The organism is Streptomyces sp. HUAS MG56 (assembly GCF_058673395.1).
The window spans coordinates 1969533-1985206 of the sequence record NZ_CM178722.1; the positions used below are offsets into that span (position 1 = coordinate 1969533).

At 71.8% G+C, this 15674-nt stretch carries 15 protein-coding genes; 7 read left to right on the forward strand and 8 right to left on the reverse strand.

Features of this window, described 5'->3' with window-relative positions:
• The first annotated feature begins 86 nt into the window (after positions 1-86).
• Entirely contained in the window at positions 87-500 is a 414-nt protein-coding gene (locus AC4OXY_RS09565) for a VOC family protein (protein ID WP_362820862.1), read from the forward strand.
• Here the strand turns inward: AC4OXY_RS09565 and AC4OXY_RS09570 are convergent.
• Both AC4OXY_RS09570 and AC4OXY_RS09575 read right to left on the reverse strand, forming a co-directional pair.
• Positions 497-1051, reverse strand: coding sequence for a DUF6328 family protein (locus AC4OXY_RS09570; RefSeq protein ID WP_491993675.1), 555 nt, complete (start codon positions 1049-1051; stop codon positions 497-499). The two genes, AC4OXY_RS09565 and AC4OXY_RS09570, sit on opposite strands and share 4 nt — an antisense overlap.
• 55 nt (positions 1052-1106) lie before the next feature.
• Positions 1107-2090: an aldo/keto reductase gene (locus AC4OXY_RS09575; protein ID WP_491993676.1), complete on the reverse strand. Its 984-nt coding sequence runs from the start codon at positions 2088-2090 to the stop codon at positions 1107-1109.
• 158 nt (positions 2091-2248) lie between these two features.
• Here AC4OXY_RS09575 and AC4OXY_RS09580 point away from each other — a divergent pair, with 158 nt between their 5' ends.
• On the forward strand, positions 2249-4000 hold the full coding sequence (locus tag AC4OXY_RS09580) for a cholesterol oxidase substrate-binding domain-containing protein (RefSeq protein ID WP_491993677.1): 1752 nt from the start codon (positions 2249-2251) through the stop codon (positions 3998-4000).
• Between the two features lie 279 nt (positions 4001-4279).
• Here the strand turns inward: AC4OXY_RS09580 and AC4OXY_RS09585 are convergent, their stop codons facing one another.
• From AC4OXY_RS09585 to AC4OXY_RS09600, 4 genes are all read right to left on the reverse strand, one after another.
• On the reverse strand, positions 4280-4876 hold the full coding sequence (locus AC4OXY_RS09585; protein WP_376293187.1) for a TetR/AcrR family transcriptional regulator: 597 nt from the start codon (positions 4874-4876) through the stop codon (positions 4280-4282).
• Positions 4873-6369, reverse strand: a complete 1497-nt coding sequence (locus AC4OXY_RS09590; RefSeq protein WP_491993678.1) for an MFS transporter — start codon at positions 6367-6369, stop codon at positions 4873-4875. Before AC4OXY_RS09590 ends, AC4OXY_RS09585 begins: the two co-directional genes overlap by 4 nt.
• A 115-nt stretch (positions 6370-6484) precedes the next feature.
• On the reverse strand, positions 6485-7306 hold the full coding sequence (locus tag AC4OXY_RS09595; RefSeq protein ID WP_376293184.1) for a lipase family protein: 822 nt from the start codon (positions 7304-7306) through the stop codon (positions 6485-6487).
• A 133-nt stretch (positions 7307-7439) separates the two neighbouring features.
• Complete coding sequence (locus tag AC4OXY_RS09600; RefSeq protein WP_491993679.1) at positions 7440-8636, reverse strand: FAD-dependent monooxygenase; 1197 nt, start codon at positions 8634-8636, stop codon at positions 7440-7442.
• Positions 8637-8970: 334 nt separating this feature from the next.
• Between AC4OXY_RS09600 and melC1 the strand changes: the two genes are divergently transcribed.
• Complete coding sequence (melC1, locus tag AC4OXY_RS09605) at positions 8971-9360, forward strand: apotyrosinase chaperone MelC1 (protein ID WP_491993680.1); 390 nt, start codon at positions 8971-8973, stop codon at positions 9358-9360.
• Between the two features lie 35 nt (positions 9361-9395).
• Complete coding sequence (gene melC2, locus AC4OXY_RS09610) at positions 9396-10217, forward strand: tyrosinase MelC2 (protein WP_356032183.1); 822 nt, start codon at positions 9396-9398, stop codon at positions 10215-10217.
• 21 nt (positions 10218-10238) lie between these two features.
• Here the strand turns inward: melC2 and AC4OXY_RS09615 are convergent, their stop codons facing one another.
• Both AC4OXY_RS09615 and AC4OXY_RS09620 read right to left on the reverse strand, forming a co-directional pair.
• On the reverse strand, positions 10239-10943 hold the full coding sequence (locus AC4OXY_RS09615) for a ribonuclease H family protein (RefSeq protein ID WP_376293178.1): 705 nt from the start codon (positions 10941-10943) through the stop codon (positions 10239-10241).
• Positions 10944-10981: 38 nt separating this feature from the next.
• A complete protein-coding gene (locus AC4OXY_RS09620; RefSeq protein ID WP_491993681.1) occupies positions 10982-11776 on the reverse strand; it encodes a VOC family protein in 795 nt (264 codons plus the stop codon).
• Between the two features lie 393 nt (positions 11777-12169).
• Between AC4OXY_RS09620 and AC4OXY_RS09625 the strand changes: the two genes are divergently transcribed.
• The 3 genes from AC4OXY_RS09625 to AC4OXY_RS09635 all read left to right on the forward strand — a co-directional run bounded on the left by AC4OXY_RS09625 (position 12170) and on the right by AC4OXY_RS09635 (position 15615).
• Complete coding sequence (locus AC4OXY_RS09625) at positions 12170-13606, forward strand: family 2B encapsulin nanocompartment shell protein (protein WP_491993682.1); 1437 nt, start codon at positions 12170-12172, stop codon at positions 13604-13606.
• A gap of 16 nt (positions 13607-13622) precedes the next feature.
• Positions 13623-14675 (forward strand): family 2 encapsulin nanocompartment cargo protein terpene cyclase, encoded by a 1053-nt coding sequence (locus tag AC4OXY_RS09630; RefSeq protein ID WP_376293174.1) that lies wholly within the window; start codon positions 13623-13625, stop codon positions 14673-14675.
• A gap of 64 nt (positions 14676-14739) precedes the next feature.
• Positions 14740-15615: a geranyl diphosphate 2-C-methyltransferase gene (locus AC4OXY_RS09635; protein ID WP_071385249.1), complete on the forward strand. Its 876-nt coding sequence runs from the start codon at positions 14740-14742 to the stop codon at positions 15613-15615.
• The last annotated feature ends 59 nt before the right edge of the window (positions 15616-15674 follow it).

Sequence of the window (15674 nt, forward strand, 5' to 3'; positions counted from 1 at the left end):
CCCGCCGCCGTCTCCGAGTGTTCCTGCCCCGGCGCCCGTACGGCGCCGTTTCCAGCGAATCCCGACACCCGGAGACACACCCACCGATGCAGACCACCGCACAGCACACGCCCACGACCGCCGTCCGCCTCGACCACACCGCCGTGCTCGCCAGGGACCCGCGGCTGTCGGCCGAGTTCCTCGCCGCCGTCCTCGGCCTGGAGGTCGGCGCCCCCTTCGGCCCGTTCCTCCCCGTCGACCTCGGCAACGGGGTCACGCTCGACTACTACGAGCGGCGGGACGAGCCGGTCCAGCCGCAGCACTACGCGTTCCTCGTGCCCGACGAGCGGTTCGACGGCATGATCGCCCGGCTGGACGTACTCGGCGTCCCGTACTACGCCGATCCGCACCACGGCGAGCCGGGCCGGATCAACCGGCTCTTCGGCGGCCGCGGAGCCTACTTCGCCGACCCGTCGGGGCACAACATGGAGATCATGACCCGGCCCTACGTCCGCCCTTAGCCGCCCGTACGGCGGTCCTCGCCGCCGCTGCCGGGTTCTCGGCGCGGCAGCGAGGCCCCGGTGTCCGGGTGGACCGTGTGGCGGCGCCGGATCCACAGGGGCAGGGCGTACCAGCACACCAGGTACCAGGCGACGACGCCCGCGACCAGCCAGGTCACCTCGCTGCCGTGCGTGGCCACCCGCAGGATCAGCAGGAGCGCCGACGTCGTCGTCGTGACCAGCAGGAGCAGGCCGACGAAGGTCAGCCGGGAGGCGATCCGCACCGCCTGCGGCTTGACCCTGCGGCCGGAGACGAGGCGATGCAGCGACACCGGCCCGATGAGGGCCCCGGTCGCGGCGGCGCCCAGAACGACGGTCACGACGTAGATGACCTGCTCGCTGTGGGGCAGCGTGGGGTACCTCGGGTAGAAGACGACCGTCAGCAGGAAGCCGAAGAGGATCTGCACGCCCGTCTGGGCGACGCGGACCTCCTGGATGAGTTCACCCCACATCCGGTCGGCCCGCTCGTCCTCGCTCTCGTCGCGCCCCGTGCGCCGGCCTTCCTCCGCCATGGGGTCCGTGTAACCGTCCGGCCGTTCCTTCAAACGACCGCCGTCCGGGCGGCGGCTACCAGCGCTGCTCGACCTGGTCCTTGATCCGGCGGTCGTAGAGCTCGCGGATCGCGGTGACGGTGTCCTCGGGCAGCCGCGGCAGCTTGGCGGCGGCCGCGTTGGCGCGTGCCTGCTCCGGACTGCGGGCACCGGGGATGACCGTCGTCACGCCGTCCTGCTCGACGATCCAGCGCAGGGCCAGCTGGGCCGGGGTGTATCCCTCGGGGGCGAGCGCGGCGAACTCGGCGGCGGCCTCGACACCGGTGGCGTAGTCGACGCCGGAGAAGGTCTCGCCCTGGTCGAAGGCCTCGCCGTGCCGGTTGTAGGTGCGGTGGTCGTCGGCCGCGAACACCGTGTCCTTGGTGTACTTGCCGGACAGCAGGCCGGAGGCGAGCGGCACGCGCGCGATGATGCCGACACCGGCCGCGCGGGCGGCGGGCAGCACCTCGTACAGGGGCTTCATGCGGAACGGGTTGAGGATGATCTGCACGCTCGCCACGTTCGGCCGGGCGATCGCGGTCAGCGCCTCGGCGCAGGTCTCGACGCTCACCCCGTACGCCGCGATCCGCTCCTCCGCGACGAGCGTGTCCAGGGCGTCGTAGACCGCGTCGGAGGAGTAGACGGGGGTCGGCGGGCAGTGCAGCTGGACCAGGTCGATGCGGTCGACGCCGAGGTTGCGGCGTGAACGGTCGTTCCAGGCACGGAAGTTGTCCAGGACGTAGTTCCCGGGGAGCTGCTCGGCCCGGCGGCCCATCTTGGTGGCGACCAGCACATGCAGGTCGGGGCGGGTGCGCAGGAAGGAGGCGATGGCCTCCTCGCTGCGTCCGTCGCCGTACACGTCGGCGGTGTCGAAGAACGTGACTCCCGCCTCGGCCGCCGCCTCCAGGACGGACAGGGCCTCCTTCTCGTCCACACGGCCCCAGTCGGCGCCCAGCTGCCAGGTGCCCAGACCCACCACCGAGGCCCACTGGCCCGACCTGCCGAATTCGCGTTCGTCCATGGCGCCAGTGTGTCATCCGGCACCGGGCCGCGCGGAACAGGCCGCTCCGGCAGGCTTCCTGGGCGCACCTGGGCGCAAGCTGTGCGCTTTTCACCCGCTCGGGTGATAGCGGTGGACGAAAGCACGGTGGGCGTACAGCGCGCCCCTACCGTGAGCCCGTGACCGAACGCTCTACGGACGCCCCTGGCAACTCTCCTTTTCCATACGGCAGTTCATGGCCCGTCAGCCGCCGTGGCCTGCTGTGCGGAGCGGCCGGCGCCGCCGCGTGGGCCGCCGCGCCGGTGCTGCTCGCGGCCGACCCGGCGGCGGCCGCTGCCGAACTCCCCGGGTTTCCGGCCGAGGTGAGGCTGTACCGCTCGGCGTACCGCAACTGGGCGGGCGAGATCACCGCCGACGGACTGTGGGCCTGCGCCCCGGCCGGGCCGGAGCAGGTGCTCGCCGTGGTCGACTGGGCCTGGCGCGGCGGCTGGCGGGTCCGCGCACGGGGCCGCTCGCACGGCTGGTCGCCCCTGACGATCACCGAGGGGACGACGGCCGGCACCCGGACCCTGCTGGTCGACACCGCCCTCCATCTGACCGGCCTGGCCCTGGAGTCCGGTTCGGCGGTCCGCGCCGGCGCGGGCGTGACCATGGAGGCCCTGCTCACCTTCCTGGAGGGCCACGGGCTGGGCCTCACCGCGACGCCCGCCCCCGGCGACCTGACCCTCGGCGGCGCCCTGGCGATCGACGCGCACGGCACGGCCGTACCGGCCGACGGCGAACGCCCGGCGCCCGGGACGACGTACGGCTCGCTCAGCAATCGTGTGCTGGAGCTGACGGCGGTGGTGTGGGACGCGCGCCGCGGGGCGTACGCGCTGCGCACGTTCCGTCGCGACGAGGCGGACTGCGCCGCGCTGCTGACCCACCTCGGCCGGGCCTTCGTCACCGAGGTGGTGCTGCGGGCCGCGCCGGACGGCAACCTGCGCTGTGTCAGCCGTACGGACGTGCCGGCCCGCGAGCTGTTCGCGGCACCCGGTTCCGGCGGGCGCACCCTGGAACGCTTCGTGCGCCGCTCGGGCCGCGTCGAGGCGATCTGGTTCGCCTTCACCGAGTTCCCCTGGCTGAAGGAGTGGAGCGTCACACCGGTGCGGCCGCCGGGCTCGCGGCATGTCACCTCGCCGTACAACTACCCCTTCTCGGACAGCGTCCCGACGCCCGTGGCCGACCTGGTGGGGCGGCTGGTGGCGGGCGCGGGCTGGTATCTGGCGCCGGAGGTGGGCAACGCGCAGCTCACGGTGGCCAGGCTCGGGCTGGCGGCCACGGACTCGGCCGACCTGTGGGGGCCGTCGAAGAACACCCTGCTGTATCTGCGGCCGACCACGCTGCGGGTCACGGCGAGCGGGTACGCGGTGCTCACCTCGCGGGCCGGCGTGCAGCGGGTGGTGCACGAATTCACCAGCCGCTACCGGGAGTTGCTCGCCGCATACGCCGCACGGGGCCGCTTCCCGGTCAACGGCTCGGTGGAGATCCGGGTGACCGGCCTGGACCAGCCGGCCGAGGCGGGCGTGCCGGGTGCGCGGACCCCGCTGCTGTCCGCGCTGCGGCCGTGCGCGGAGCGTCCCGAGTGGGACACGGCGGTGTGGCTGGACGTGCTGACGCTGCCCGGCACGCCGTACGCGGAGGCGTTCCTGCGCGAGGTGGAGCGGTTCCTGTTCGGCACGTACGACGGCGGCCACGCCCTCGCCCGCGCGGAGTGGTCCAAGGGCTGGGCGTACACCGACGACTCCGCCTGGAGCGACCCGGACGTGCTCGGCACGGCCGTGCCCGGCACCTTCTGCCGGCCGGTGTGGGAGCAGGCGGTCGCGACCCTCGACCGCCTGGACCCGCACCGGGTGTTCGGCAACGCCTTCCTGGACCGCCTCCTGCGCTGAACGTGACGGGCACCCCCAGATGCCCGGCCGATCGCCTCGACGATGTCCCGGTACGGGGCACCCCTTCCTCGTCCGCGTACAGGGCGATACCGCGGGTGGCCCAGCCGTCGTTGAGCCGTCAGATGCGCCGACCGGCTGGAGCAGGTGCTCGGCGCCCTGCCGCGCGCCCTGGCCACGGTCCCGCCGGCCGGGGTCCAACCGTGCCAGGTCGCCCTCGTGACGCGGCGGGGACGACGGCCCACTGGCCGCGGCCTTCCGGGCTGGACGAGGCGTGCCGACTCAGCCCTGCGGGGTCAACTGGGCCTGGATGAGCGGCCCGTAGCGCTCGGCGACGGCGTCGGCGTCGGTGGCACGCAGGTGCGGTCCGCGGGCGATGCCGTACATCACGCCGAGGCCGACGAGCGCGGCGACGGCCAGTTCGGCGCGCAGTCCGGGGTCGGGGCCGGTGAGCCGGGCGGCGAGGCGTTCGGTGACCTGGGCGCGGAAGTTGGCGCGCAGGATCTCGCCGCGGTCGCCGTGCAGCGGGGCGAAGGCGATGCGCAGCAGCGGGTCGGTGCCGCGGTCACGCTGACCGGTCAGGACGTGCCGGACCATGTGCCGGCCGAGGTCGGGCAGCGGCGCGTCGAGCAGGGCGTCCGCGTCGGTGTCGAAGGACATGACGCGGGCGAACAGGGCGTCCTTGTTGCCGAAGTACTTCAGGATCAACGGCGGGCTGACACCGGCCCGTTCGGCCACCGCCTTCAGGGTGATGTCGGCGTGGGCCTGCCGGGCCAGGAGGTGGCGGGCGGCCTTGAGGATGGCGGCCTTGGTGACCTCGGCGTCACGGCGGCCGGGGGCGCGGGTGTCCGGCCCGGGTGGGGTGCTCACGGTACTCATGTTCCCGCCGGCACCCCGTCGCGCGCGCCGGGGGTGGCGCGCCGGGCCCGGCGGGTGCCGTCGGCGGGGCCGCCGTCGCCGGGGATGGTCAGGGCGGCCGCGCAGGCGGCGAGGGCGACGGCGCCCGCCATGGCGAACGCCAGCAGATAGCCGTGCAGGGTGGGGACCGGGACGCCGCCGACGGGGCTGCTGTGGTGGACGAGGACGGCGGCGACGGCGGCGCTGGAGACGGCCTGCCCGATGGTGCGCATGAGGACGTTGACGCCGTTCGCGGAGGCGGTCTGCCCCGCCGGGACGGCGCGCAGGATCAGGGTCGGCAGCGCCGAGTAGGCGAGGGTGGTGCCGGTCGCCACCACCGTGGCGCCCACGATGATCATCCACAGGTCGCGGCTGTCGGCGATGCGCACGGCGTAGCCGCAGGCGATGACGGCGGCGCCCAGGGCGAGCGTGATGCGCGGGCCGCGCGCGGCGGAGATCCGGGCCGACAGCGGCGAGAGCAGCAGCATGGTCACTCCGCCGGGCAGCAGGCACAGACCGGTGGCGACGATGGACAGGCCGAGGCCGTAGTCGGTGGTCTTCGGGGCCTGCACCAGCTGTGCGGTGACGAGGGAGTTGGCGTAGAAGGCGAACCCGGTCAGCAGGGCCGCCACGTGCGACAGCCCCACCCGCGGCCGGCTGACCAGCCCCAGGTCCACCAGCGGCCGTTCGGTGCGCAGTTGCTGCCACCACCACAGGGCGAGGAGCACGAGGGCGGCGAGGAACAGCCCGAGGATCCGTGCACTGCCCCATCCCCAGGTGCCGCCCTGCGAGACGCCCAGCAGCAGGCACACCAGCCCGGCGGCGAATCCCAGCGCGCCGAGCACGTCGAACCGGCCGGGCTCGCGCACCGGTGACTCCCTGACCGCCCACCAGGTCGCCGCGACGCCCAGCGCGCCGAGGGCGCCGGTGAGCCAGAACATCGTGTGCCAGTCGGCGTACTGGACGACCAGCGCGGCGAGCGGCAGGCCGAGCGCGGCGCCGATGCCGACCGTGGAGCTCATGAGGGCCACCGCCGAGCCCCGTCGCTCCGGCGGGAGTTCGTCGCGCAGGATGCTGATGGACAGCGGGACGACGCAGGCGGCGGCGCCCTGGAGCGCGCGGGCGGCGATGAGCACGCCGATGTCCGAGGTCAGGGCGCACATCACCGAGCCGAGGGTCATCAGCACGAGCGCGGCCGTGAGGACCCGCTTCTTTCCGTACATGTCGCCGGCCCGGCCGAGCACCGGGGTGAGGACGGCGCCGGAGAGCAGGGTCGCGGTGACCGTCCAGGAGACGGCCGCGGCGGACGCGCCGGTGAGCCGGGGCAGGTCCGGCAGCAGCGGGACGACGACGGTCTGCATGACCGCCATGAGGATGCCGCCCGACGCGAGCACCGGGATGGTGCACCGGTCCCGCAGTGCGCGGACCGCGGCCGGAGTGCCGGGCGGCCGGGGTATCGGGGCAGACTGGTCCATCGGCGCTCCCGGGGACGGTGCGAGGGCACGGTGAGAAGGAGTGAATACCCATTCACCGTATCGAGTGAATGGTGTTTCACCAACGCCTTTCGCCCCGGCCCGAGCCGCGCTCCGGTCAGCCCAGGTTCTGCTCCAGCGCCTTCAGGTAGTTGCGCATGAAGTGGTCGCGGATTCCGTCGGACGCGGGCGCGAAGACGTCCGCACTCGCTCCCGCGATCCGGTCGGTGAGCGCCGAGAACATCGGCATGCTGTCGTGCAGTTTGCCCTTGGAGTCGATGTAGCGCAGCGCCCGTACATGGGTGAAGACGGGCTCGGGCGGCAGCTGGGGCACGATGTCGTTGTTGTTCACGAAGCGGTACGTGCGGCCCCCGAGCCCCTGGTGGAACGCCTCGGCGAGGACCGCGTCGCAGGTGCGCGGCTGGCCGAAGGTGTAGATGCCGTCCGCCGCGAGGTTCGGGTGCTCCAGGTACATCCGGGCGCCGGCGAGCATGGCGAGGGCACCGCCGAGGCTGTGCCCGGTGAAGTACAGGGTCTGTCCGTCGGTGCGCAGGTCCTTGAGGGTCGCCTCGACGTCCGGGTACACCGAGCGCAGCGCCGCGGCGAAGCCGTAGTGGACGTGCCCGCTGCCGCCGGGGCCGCTGACGGGCGGGGTCGAGGCGTCGGTGAGCCAGTCCTTGATCTGGGTGGGTTCGGTGCCGCGGAAGGCGATGACGATCATCCGGTCGCCGGCCATCGTGTAGGCCTGGGTGTCCTGCAGCGGGAACGGCGGGGTGAACCGGGTCCGATGGTGCCGCACCTGATCGAAGCCCCACTTCGCGGCCTGTTCCTCGATGGTGGCCTCGTCCTTGTACGCGAGGTCGGACGCACGGGCGAGCCAGTAGGCGCGTCGCACGCTGTAGCCGGTCGAGGTCTGGTCGAAGGTGTCGGGCATGGCCATGGGCGGGGCTCCTTGCGGGTGGGGGGGTATCAGGGAGGGGGGGGTGGGGGAAATCGGGGGGACGGGTGGGGGAAATCGGGGAGAGGCGGGTGGGGGAAATGCGGTGGGGCGCGGAGGACCGACGTGCCGAGTCTCAGCGGCCCCTCGCACGGACGTGCAGCGCGCGGGACGCGCGCGGGCCGAGCCAGCGCTTGAACCGGCGCAGCACCTCCAGTTGCCCGGCCGCCTTGTCGAGGCCGTAGTAGAGCTGCGGGGGGACGTACGGCAGCAGCGGTGAGTGGCGCTGGCCGAGCAGGGCGAACATCCGGTGCGGGGGCAGGTCGATGTAGCGGGGCAGGTTCTCGTACCAGCGGGCGCTGTAGCGGGCCGCGCTCTGGACGGACAGCAGCTCGGACAGGCGCCGGCGCTCGTAGGCGGCGAGCGCCTCGGGCAGGCCGGGGTGCGTGCGCAGGGCGTCGGCGAGGCACATGGCGTCCTCCAGGGCGAGGGTGGTGCCGGCGCCGATGGAGTAGTGGGTGGTGTGGGCGGCGTCGCCGAGCAGCACCAGGTTGCCGTGGTGCCAGGTGCGGTTGGTGAGGGTGCGGAAGTTCAGCCAGCCGGCGCCGGGGCGGCCGATGAGCCCGTGACCGTCGAGGACGTCCGCGAAGAGCTTTTCGAGGAGCGCGAGTCCCTCGGCCTCGTCCATCCGGTCCAGGCCGAGGCCGGTGAAGGTCTGCGGGGAGCACTCGACGACGCAGGTGCTGTGCGCGTCGCTGTAGCCGTAGCCGTAGGCCCAGATCCAGCCGTGCGGGGTCTCGGCGAAGGTGAAGGTGAAGGCGTCGAAGACCTTGGTGGTGCCGAGCCAGATGTAGTGGTTGCGGCCCGCGGCGATCTCGGTGCCGAAGGCGTCGGCGTGCCGGGTGCGCAGCGCGCTGTGCACGCCGTCGGCCGCGACGACGAGGTCGGCGTCCGCGGGCGGTTCGGTGAGTTCGCTCTCGTACTCCAGCCGTACGCCGAGCGCGCGGGCCCGCTCGGCGAGCAGGTCGAGCAGCCGGTGGCGGCCGATGCCGAAGCCCTCGTCACCGTGGTGACGGGTCGTCAGATCCCGGACGTGGGCGACTCCGTCGCTCCAGCGGACGGAGGCGTCCTCGACCGCCCGCGCGGCGTCGGGGTCGTGGGCCTGGAGCCGGTCGAGGAGGCCGCGCCAGTACGTCACGCCCCAGCCGTACGTCGACCCCTCGGGGTTGCGCTCATGGACGGTGATGTCGTGGGACGGGTCCTGCCGCTTGAGCAGGATGGCGAGACACAGGCCCGCGGGCCCGCCTCCGGCGCAGACGACCTTCACAGCCATACCCCTGTCTGTCACTGAACGTGGTCGAACGGGACCGCAGGGTAGCAGTGCGGGCAGGCCTTTCGATCGCGTCAGTTTGGCGTGGTGAGCAGCACCACTCGGACAGACGGAACCAGCGAAAGATCACCGAAAAGGCGGTCGGCGCGGCAAGGAATTGGCCGTTCCGGAGAAGATCCACGCCCCGACGCGGCAAGATCAACTTCGTTCAACCCTGTATGACATGTGGCCAATTGTCCGGATCACGGCCAACCGGTTCCGGGAGATTTCTCCCCGTACCCGCCCCCTCGATAGGCATGCGTCGTCACCACCAAAAGCACCCTTCAGGAGGACCCGCATGCCCGACATCAGCCGTCGCCGCGCGCTCACCGCCGCGGCAGCCCTGGCCGCGACGGCCACCGCCGCGACCCTCGTCGCACCCGCTGCCTCGGCCGCCGGTCACGAGCACCCCATGCCGATGCCGCCGCACCCCGACAACTTCGACGAGGTCTACAAGGGCCGCCGGATACAGGGGCGTCCGATGAGCGGAGGCGGCCACCACGCCGAACACGGCGGCGGATTCGAGGTGTTGATCGACGACGTCGAGCTGCACGTGATGCGCAACGCCGACGGCACCTGGATCAGCGTCGTCAGCCACTACGCCCCGGTGGCCACCCCGCGCGCCGTCGCCCGCGCGGCGGTGGACGAGCTCCAGGGCGCCCCACTACTGCCTTTCCCCGCCAACTGACCGCCCGCACAAGGACTTTCGGAGCATCGCGCACCATGACCGTACGCAAGAACCAGGCCGCCCTGACCGCCGACGAGAAGAAGCGGTTCGTCGACGCCGTCCTCGCGCTCAAGCGCAGCGGGCGCTACGACGAATTCGTCCGCACGCACAACGAGTTCATCATGTCGGACACCGACACCGGCGAGCGGACCGGCCATCGCTCCCCGTCCTTCCTGCCCTGGCACCGCAGATTCCTGCTCGACTTCGAGCGGGCGCTCCAGTCGGTGGACTCGTCGGTCGCCCTGCCGTACTGGGACTGGAGCACCGACCGCACCCCGCGCGCCTCGCTGTGGGCGCCGGACTTCCTCGGCGGTACCGGCCGCAGCTCGGACGGCCGGGTGATGGACGGCCCGTTCGCCGCGGCGGCCGGCGACTGGCCGCTGACCGTGCGGGTCGACGGCCGTACGTTCCTGCGCCGCTCGCTCGGCACGGGCGTGCGCGAGCTGCCGACCCGCGCCGAGGTGGAGTCGGTGCTGTCCATATCGACGTACGACATGGCGCCGTACAACAGCGCCTCGGACGGCTTCCGGAACAACCTGGAGGGGTGGCGCGGAGTCAACCTGCACAACCGGGTCCACGTCTGGGTCGGCGGACAGATGGCCACCGGCGTCTCCCCCAACGACCCGGTGTTCTGGCTGCACCACGCCTATGTCGACAAGCTGTGGGCGCAGTGGCAGGGCCGGCACCCGGGCGCGGGCTATGTGCCGACCGGCGGGACGCCCGACGTCGTCGACCTGAACGAGACGATGAAGCCGTGGAACGACGTGCGTCCGGCGGAGCTGCTGGACCACACGAAGTTCTACACCTTCGACAGCTGACGACGGGCCGCCGGCGCCCGGTCAGGCCTCGGCCGTGCGGCACTCCGGGTGGCCCCAGCCCTGCGCGTTCTTGGCGATGGACTCGCCGGCCGCGTAGGAGCGGCCGCACAGGCAGCGGCCGGGGAACTTCGCCTTGATCGTGCGCGAGGACGTGCCGCCGGCCGCCCCGCCGCCGGTGCGGCGGGGAGCCTTCCTGCGCGGGGCCGCGGCCTTCGGGGTGTCCGGCGAGGCCGGCGGCGGCGGGGAGCCGAGCGCGCTGCCGGCCTCCTCCTGCACGGAGGCCGCCTGGCTGGCGGCGCGGTCGGCGAAGTCGTTCAGCGGGTCGCCGTCCGCCTGGTGGGCCGGGACGTAGCGGAACTCCACGGACCGGCCGTCGAGCAGCTCGTCGATGCGCACGACCAGGTCCTGGTTGGCGACCGGCTTGCCGGCGGCGGTCTTCCAGCCGTTGCGCTTCCAGCCGGGCAGCCAGGTGGTGACGGCCTTCATCGCGTACTGGGAGTCCATGCGGATCTCCAGCGGCACGTCCGGCGCGACCGCCGCGAGCAGCCGCTCCAGAGCGGTGAGTTCGGCGACGTTGTTGGTGGTCCGGCCGAGCGGGCCGGCCTCCCAGCGGGCGGGGGTCCGCTCGTCGTCGGAGACCACCCACGCCCATCCGGCCGGTCCGGGGTTTCCCTTCGAAGCCCCGTCGCACGCGGCCACCACACGTTCACGCATACGCACGATCATGCCATGGGCGCGCGGGCGGCCGCTCCGGCGCCCTGACCTCACACGTCCTTGACCGACGGCATCTCTCCTTCGGTGGTCGTGACGTCGATCACCGAGAAGTTCGCGCCCTGCGGATCGCTCAGCGCCGCGAACCGGCCGAAGGGGCTGCTCATCGGCCCGAAGCGGAGGACGGCGCCGAGCTTGACGGCACGCTCGACCGCCCGGTCGCAGTCGTCCACGGTGAAGTAGACGTTGATGTACGACGGCACCTCGGGCGGGAAGTCGTCGGTCATCTTCATCCGACCGAGGACGGGGTCGCCGCCCACGTCGAACATCCGGTAGTCGACGGCGTGGTCCTCCATCTGTTTCATCCGGTACGGGAAGACGGCGGACAGGAAGGTGTCGGCCTTCTCCGGTTCCCGCGTGAAGACCTCGGCCCAGCAGAACGCGCCCGGGGTGCCGGTCGCCTCGAAGCCCTCGTGACTGCCCGCCTGCCAGACGCCGAACACGGCCCCGCTGGGCTCCCGGGCCAGGCACATGGTGCCGAAGTCCCCGACCTGCATGGGCTCCATCAGCACCTCCCCGTCGTTGTCCCGGACCTTCTGCGCGGTGGCGGCGGCGTCCGGCGCGGCGAAGTACAGGCACCACTGCGACTGCCCCTCCTGGCCCGGCATGGGCGGGACGACGGCGGCCACCGCCTTGCCGTCCACATAGGCCTGTGTGTAGTTGCCGTACTCCGACGACGACTCGCCGAAGGTCCAGCCGAGGACGTCGCCGTAGAAGCGCTTGGCTCCCTCGACGTCACTGAACATCGCGTCGGCCCAACAGGGCGTTCCCTCGGGTTGCACGGCCATGCTGACGACCCTCCTGATGCGGTATGTCCGGACACTCACGCTTGCCACCCCGCTGCTCACGCTAGCCATGCCGCCGTCGGCCCGCGCGCCGAGCGACGGGGGCCGAAGCGGGACACCGAGCCGTCACGGAAAGTAGTTGTCTGAACACTTCAGGTCACCCTTGAGGGTGAACGGCGCAGAAGAAACCCAGCTGCGGCGATGAGCGGAAGCGTGCATTCAGCCGCGCGCCGCAGGTTTGACACAAACGGCGGGTTTGCACAACCCGCGCGCACACCCGCCCCCTTTCACGCCTTACCCGGTGATCATCCGGCCTGTTTGGCTGGGCGTGCGCAACGCCACTGGCACACCACTGCCCCATCCCGTCACCCCCGTTCCGCCCTGCCTGGAGGGAAAGTGTCCACACCGGACAGCGCCACCGGTTCCGTCGTCGAAGAACCCGCCCCCGACCCGGACGGGCAGCTCAGCAGTCTGAGCACCCGGGCGGCACGCCAGCTCACCACGACCACCAAGTCCGAACCGCAGATGCAGGCCATCACCTCCCGATGGCTGCTGAAGACGCTGCCGTGGGTGGACGTGAAGGGCGGCGCCTACCGGGTGAACCGCCGTCTCCAGCTGCGCACCGGGCGTGGCCGGGTGCACTTCGAGCACAACGGCGCGGACGACATCCGGGTGGTTCCGGAGACCCTGACCGAACTGCCGGTCCTGCGCGGCTATCCCGACGGCGAGGTGCTGCGGGAGCTCGCGGGCCGCTTCCAGCCGCGCGAGGTGCGCGCCGGACAGGTGCTGTTCGAGGCCGGCCAGCCGGTGACCGAGGCGTACCTGGTCGTGCACGGCCGGTTCACCCGGTACACCAACGGCAAGTACGGCGCCGAGGAGGTCACCGGGATCGTCTCCGCCGGCGACCAGATGGGCGACGAGGCGGTCGGCCAGTCCGACCCGCTGTGGCTGTCCTCGGTGCGCGCCGACACCGCGGGCGTGGTGCTCTCACTGCCCTGGACCGCCATCCAGGAGGTCACCCGGCGAGTGCCGACCCTCGCCGCGCATCTGCAGGCGTACGTCGAGCAGCAGCGCATGCCCATGAACCGCAAGGGCGAGGCCGAGGTGCCGGTGCAGGCCGGCCATGCCGGCGAGCCGACCCTGCGCGGCGGCTTCGTGGACTACGAACTCACCCCGCGCGAATACGAGTTGTCGCTCACCCAGACCGTGCTGCGGGTGCACACCCGGATCGCCGATCTCTACAACGACCCGATGGACCAGACACAGCAGCAGCTGCGCCTGACGGTCGAGGAGATCCGTGAGCGCCAGGAGTGGGAGCTGGTCAACAACCGGGAGTTCGGGCTCCTGCACAACGTCGACTACGGCCAGCGGATCAGTACCTTCACCGGCCCGCCGACCCCGGACGACATGGACGAGCTGCTGTCCATGCGGCGCAAGACCAAGGTGTTCCTCGCCCACCCGAAGGCGATCGCGGCGTTCTTCCGGCAGTGCAACCGGCGCGGTCTGGTGCCCGGCACCGCGAGCGTCGACGGGCACGAGGTGCCGGCCTGGCGCGGGGTGCCGATCTACCCGTGCAGCAAGATCCCGATCCGCGACGACCACACGACCAGCATCCTCGCGCTGCGCACCGGCGAGGCCGACCAGGGCGTCATCGGCCTCTACCAGACCGGTATCCCGGACGAGTTCCAGCCCGGCCTGAACGTCCGCTTCATGGGCATCAACGAACAGGCCGTCATCAACTACCTGGTCACGGCCTACTACTCGATGGCCATCCTCGTCCCGGACGCGGCAGGGATCCTGGAGAACGTCCAGCTCGGCCGGACCGCCGACTGACGGCCTGGAGCGCGCCATGAGCACACCCACCACCGCCTACACGCTGCCCGGGCCGCCGAACCTCGCCCAGGCCCTACGCCCGGTGCGGCGCACCGGCGTGATCCCCGGCCTGCGCTGCCGACCGGCCGTGCCCGCCGACCCGGAGAAGGCCGCCGAGATCGACCGCCGACTGGAGGAATGGGCCCGGGAGCTGGACCTGTTCCCCGAGTCCTGGACGGGGGACTTCTCCGGCTTCCAGTTCGGCCGGGCCGTCGTCCTGCAGCACCCGGGCGGCCTCGATCTGGACCGGCTCACCGCGGCCGGCAAGCTGCTGCTCGCCGAGAACATCGTGGACTCCTGCTACTGCGAGGAGGACGAGGGGCGGGGCGGATCGCGCAGCGGCCTCGGCGGACCGCTGATCATCGCCCAGTCGGCCCTCGACCCCTACCACGGCATCCCGGAGCTGGAGGCCGAGTGGCGCGAGGGCATCCAGGCCGACGGCCCGCTTCGCTCGTACCACCACGCCCTCGCGGACTACGCCACCTTCGCCACCCCCAGCCAGACCGACCGGTTCGTCCACGACATCGCCCGGCTGCACCTCGGTTATCTCGGCGAGGCCGCCTGGATGGAGTCCCGGTACATGCCGCGGATCTGGGAGTACCTGGTGATGCGGCAGTTCAACAACTTCCGCCCCTGTCTGTCGCTGGTCGACGCGGTGGACGGCTACGAGCTGCCCGAGCAGGTCTACGCCCGCCCGGAGATCCAGCGGATCACGGCCCTCGCGTGCAACGCCACGACGATCGTGAACGACCTGTACTCCTTCACCAAGGAGCTGGCGAGCGATCCGGACCACCTCAATCTGCCCCAGGTGGTCGCCGCCAACGACCGGCGCGGGCTGAAGGCGGCCTACCTGAAGTCCGTCGAGATCCACAACCAGGTCATGGAGGCCTTCGAGGAGGAGTCGGCCGCCCTGTCCGCCACCTCACCCGTGATCGCACGCTACGCCGAGGGCCTGGCCGCCTGGGTCTCCGGCAACCACGAGTGGCACGCCACCAACACCAACCGCTACCACCTGCCCGACTACTGGTGAATCACCCGATCACCGGCAGCCCGGCCGCACCGCAACGCCGTCACATTGTCCAGAGGAGTCTTCGTTGACCACCGCCCCCGCCCGCACCACCACCGTTCCGGTCCCGACCCAGTCCATCTACCAGACCCGGGTCGCGGACTACTGGAACGCCGAGGAGAATCCGGTCAACCTCGAACTCGGCAGGATCGACGACCTTTACCACCATCACTACGGCATCGGTGAGGCCGACCGGTCGGTGCTGGAGGAGCCCGACCCCGAGCTGCGCAAGGAGCGCATCACCAGCGAGCTGCACCGGCTGGAGCACGCCCAGGCGGAGCTGCTCGCCTCCCACCTCGGCCCGCTCACGCCCGCCGACCGGGTCTTCGACGCCGGCTGCGGCCGGGGCGGCGGCAGCATCGTGGCGAACCTGCGCCACGGCTGCCACGCCGACGGAGTCACCATCTCGGCCAAGCAGTGCGACTTCGCCAACGAGATGGCCCGCAAGCGGGGCGTCGACGACAAGGTGCGCTACCACCACCGCAACATGCTGGACACCGGCTTCGAGACGGGTGCGTACGCGGCCTCGTGGAACAACGAGTCCACGATGTACGTCGAGCTGGAGCTGCTGTTCGCCGAGCACGCCCGGCTGCTGCGCCGCGGCGGACGCTATGTGACGGTCACCGGCTGCTACAACGACACCTACGGCCGGGCATCGCGCGAGGTGTCGCTGATCAACGCGCACTACATCTGCGACATCCACCCGAGGTCGGAGTACTTCCGGTCGATGGCGAAGAACCGGCTGGTGCCGGTCCATGTGGAGGACCTGACCGCGGCGACGATCCCGTACTGGGAACTGCGCAAGCAGGCCGACCACCTGGTGACGGGCATCGAGGACGCGTTCCTGGACGCCTACCGCAACGGCAGCTTCCAGTACCTGCTGATCGTGGCCGACCGGGTCTGATCCCGAGATCGGCAGCGCGGGGCGGCGAGGCGGAGGTGTGCCTCGCCGCCCCGCGACCG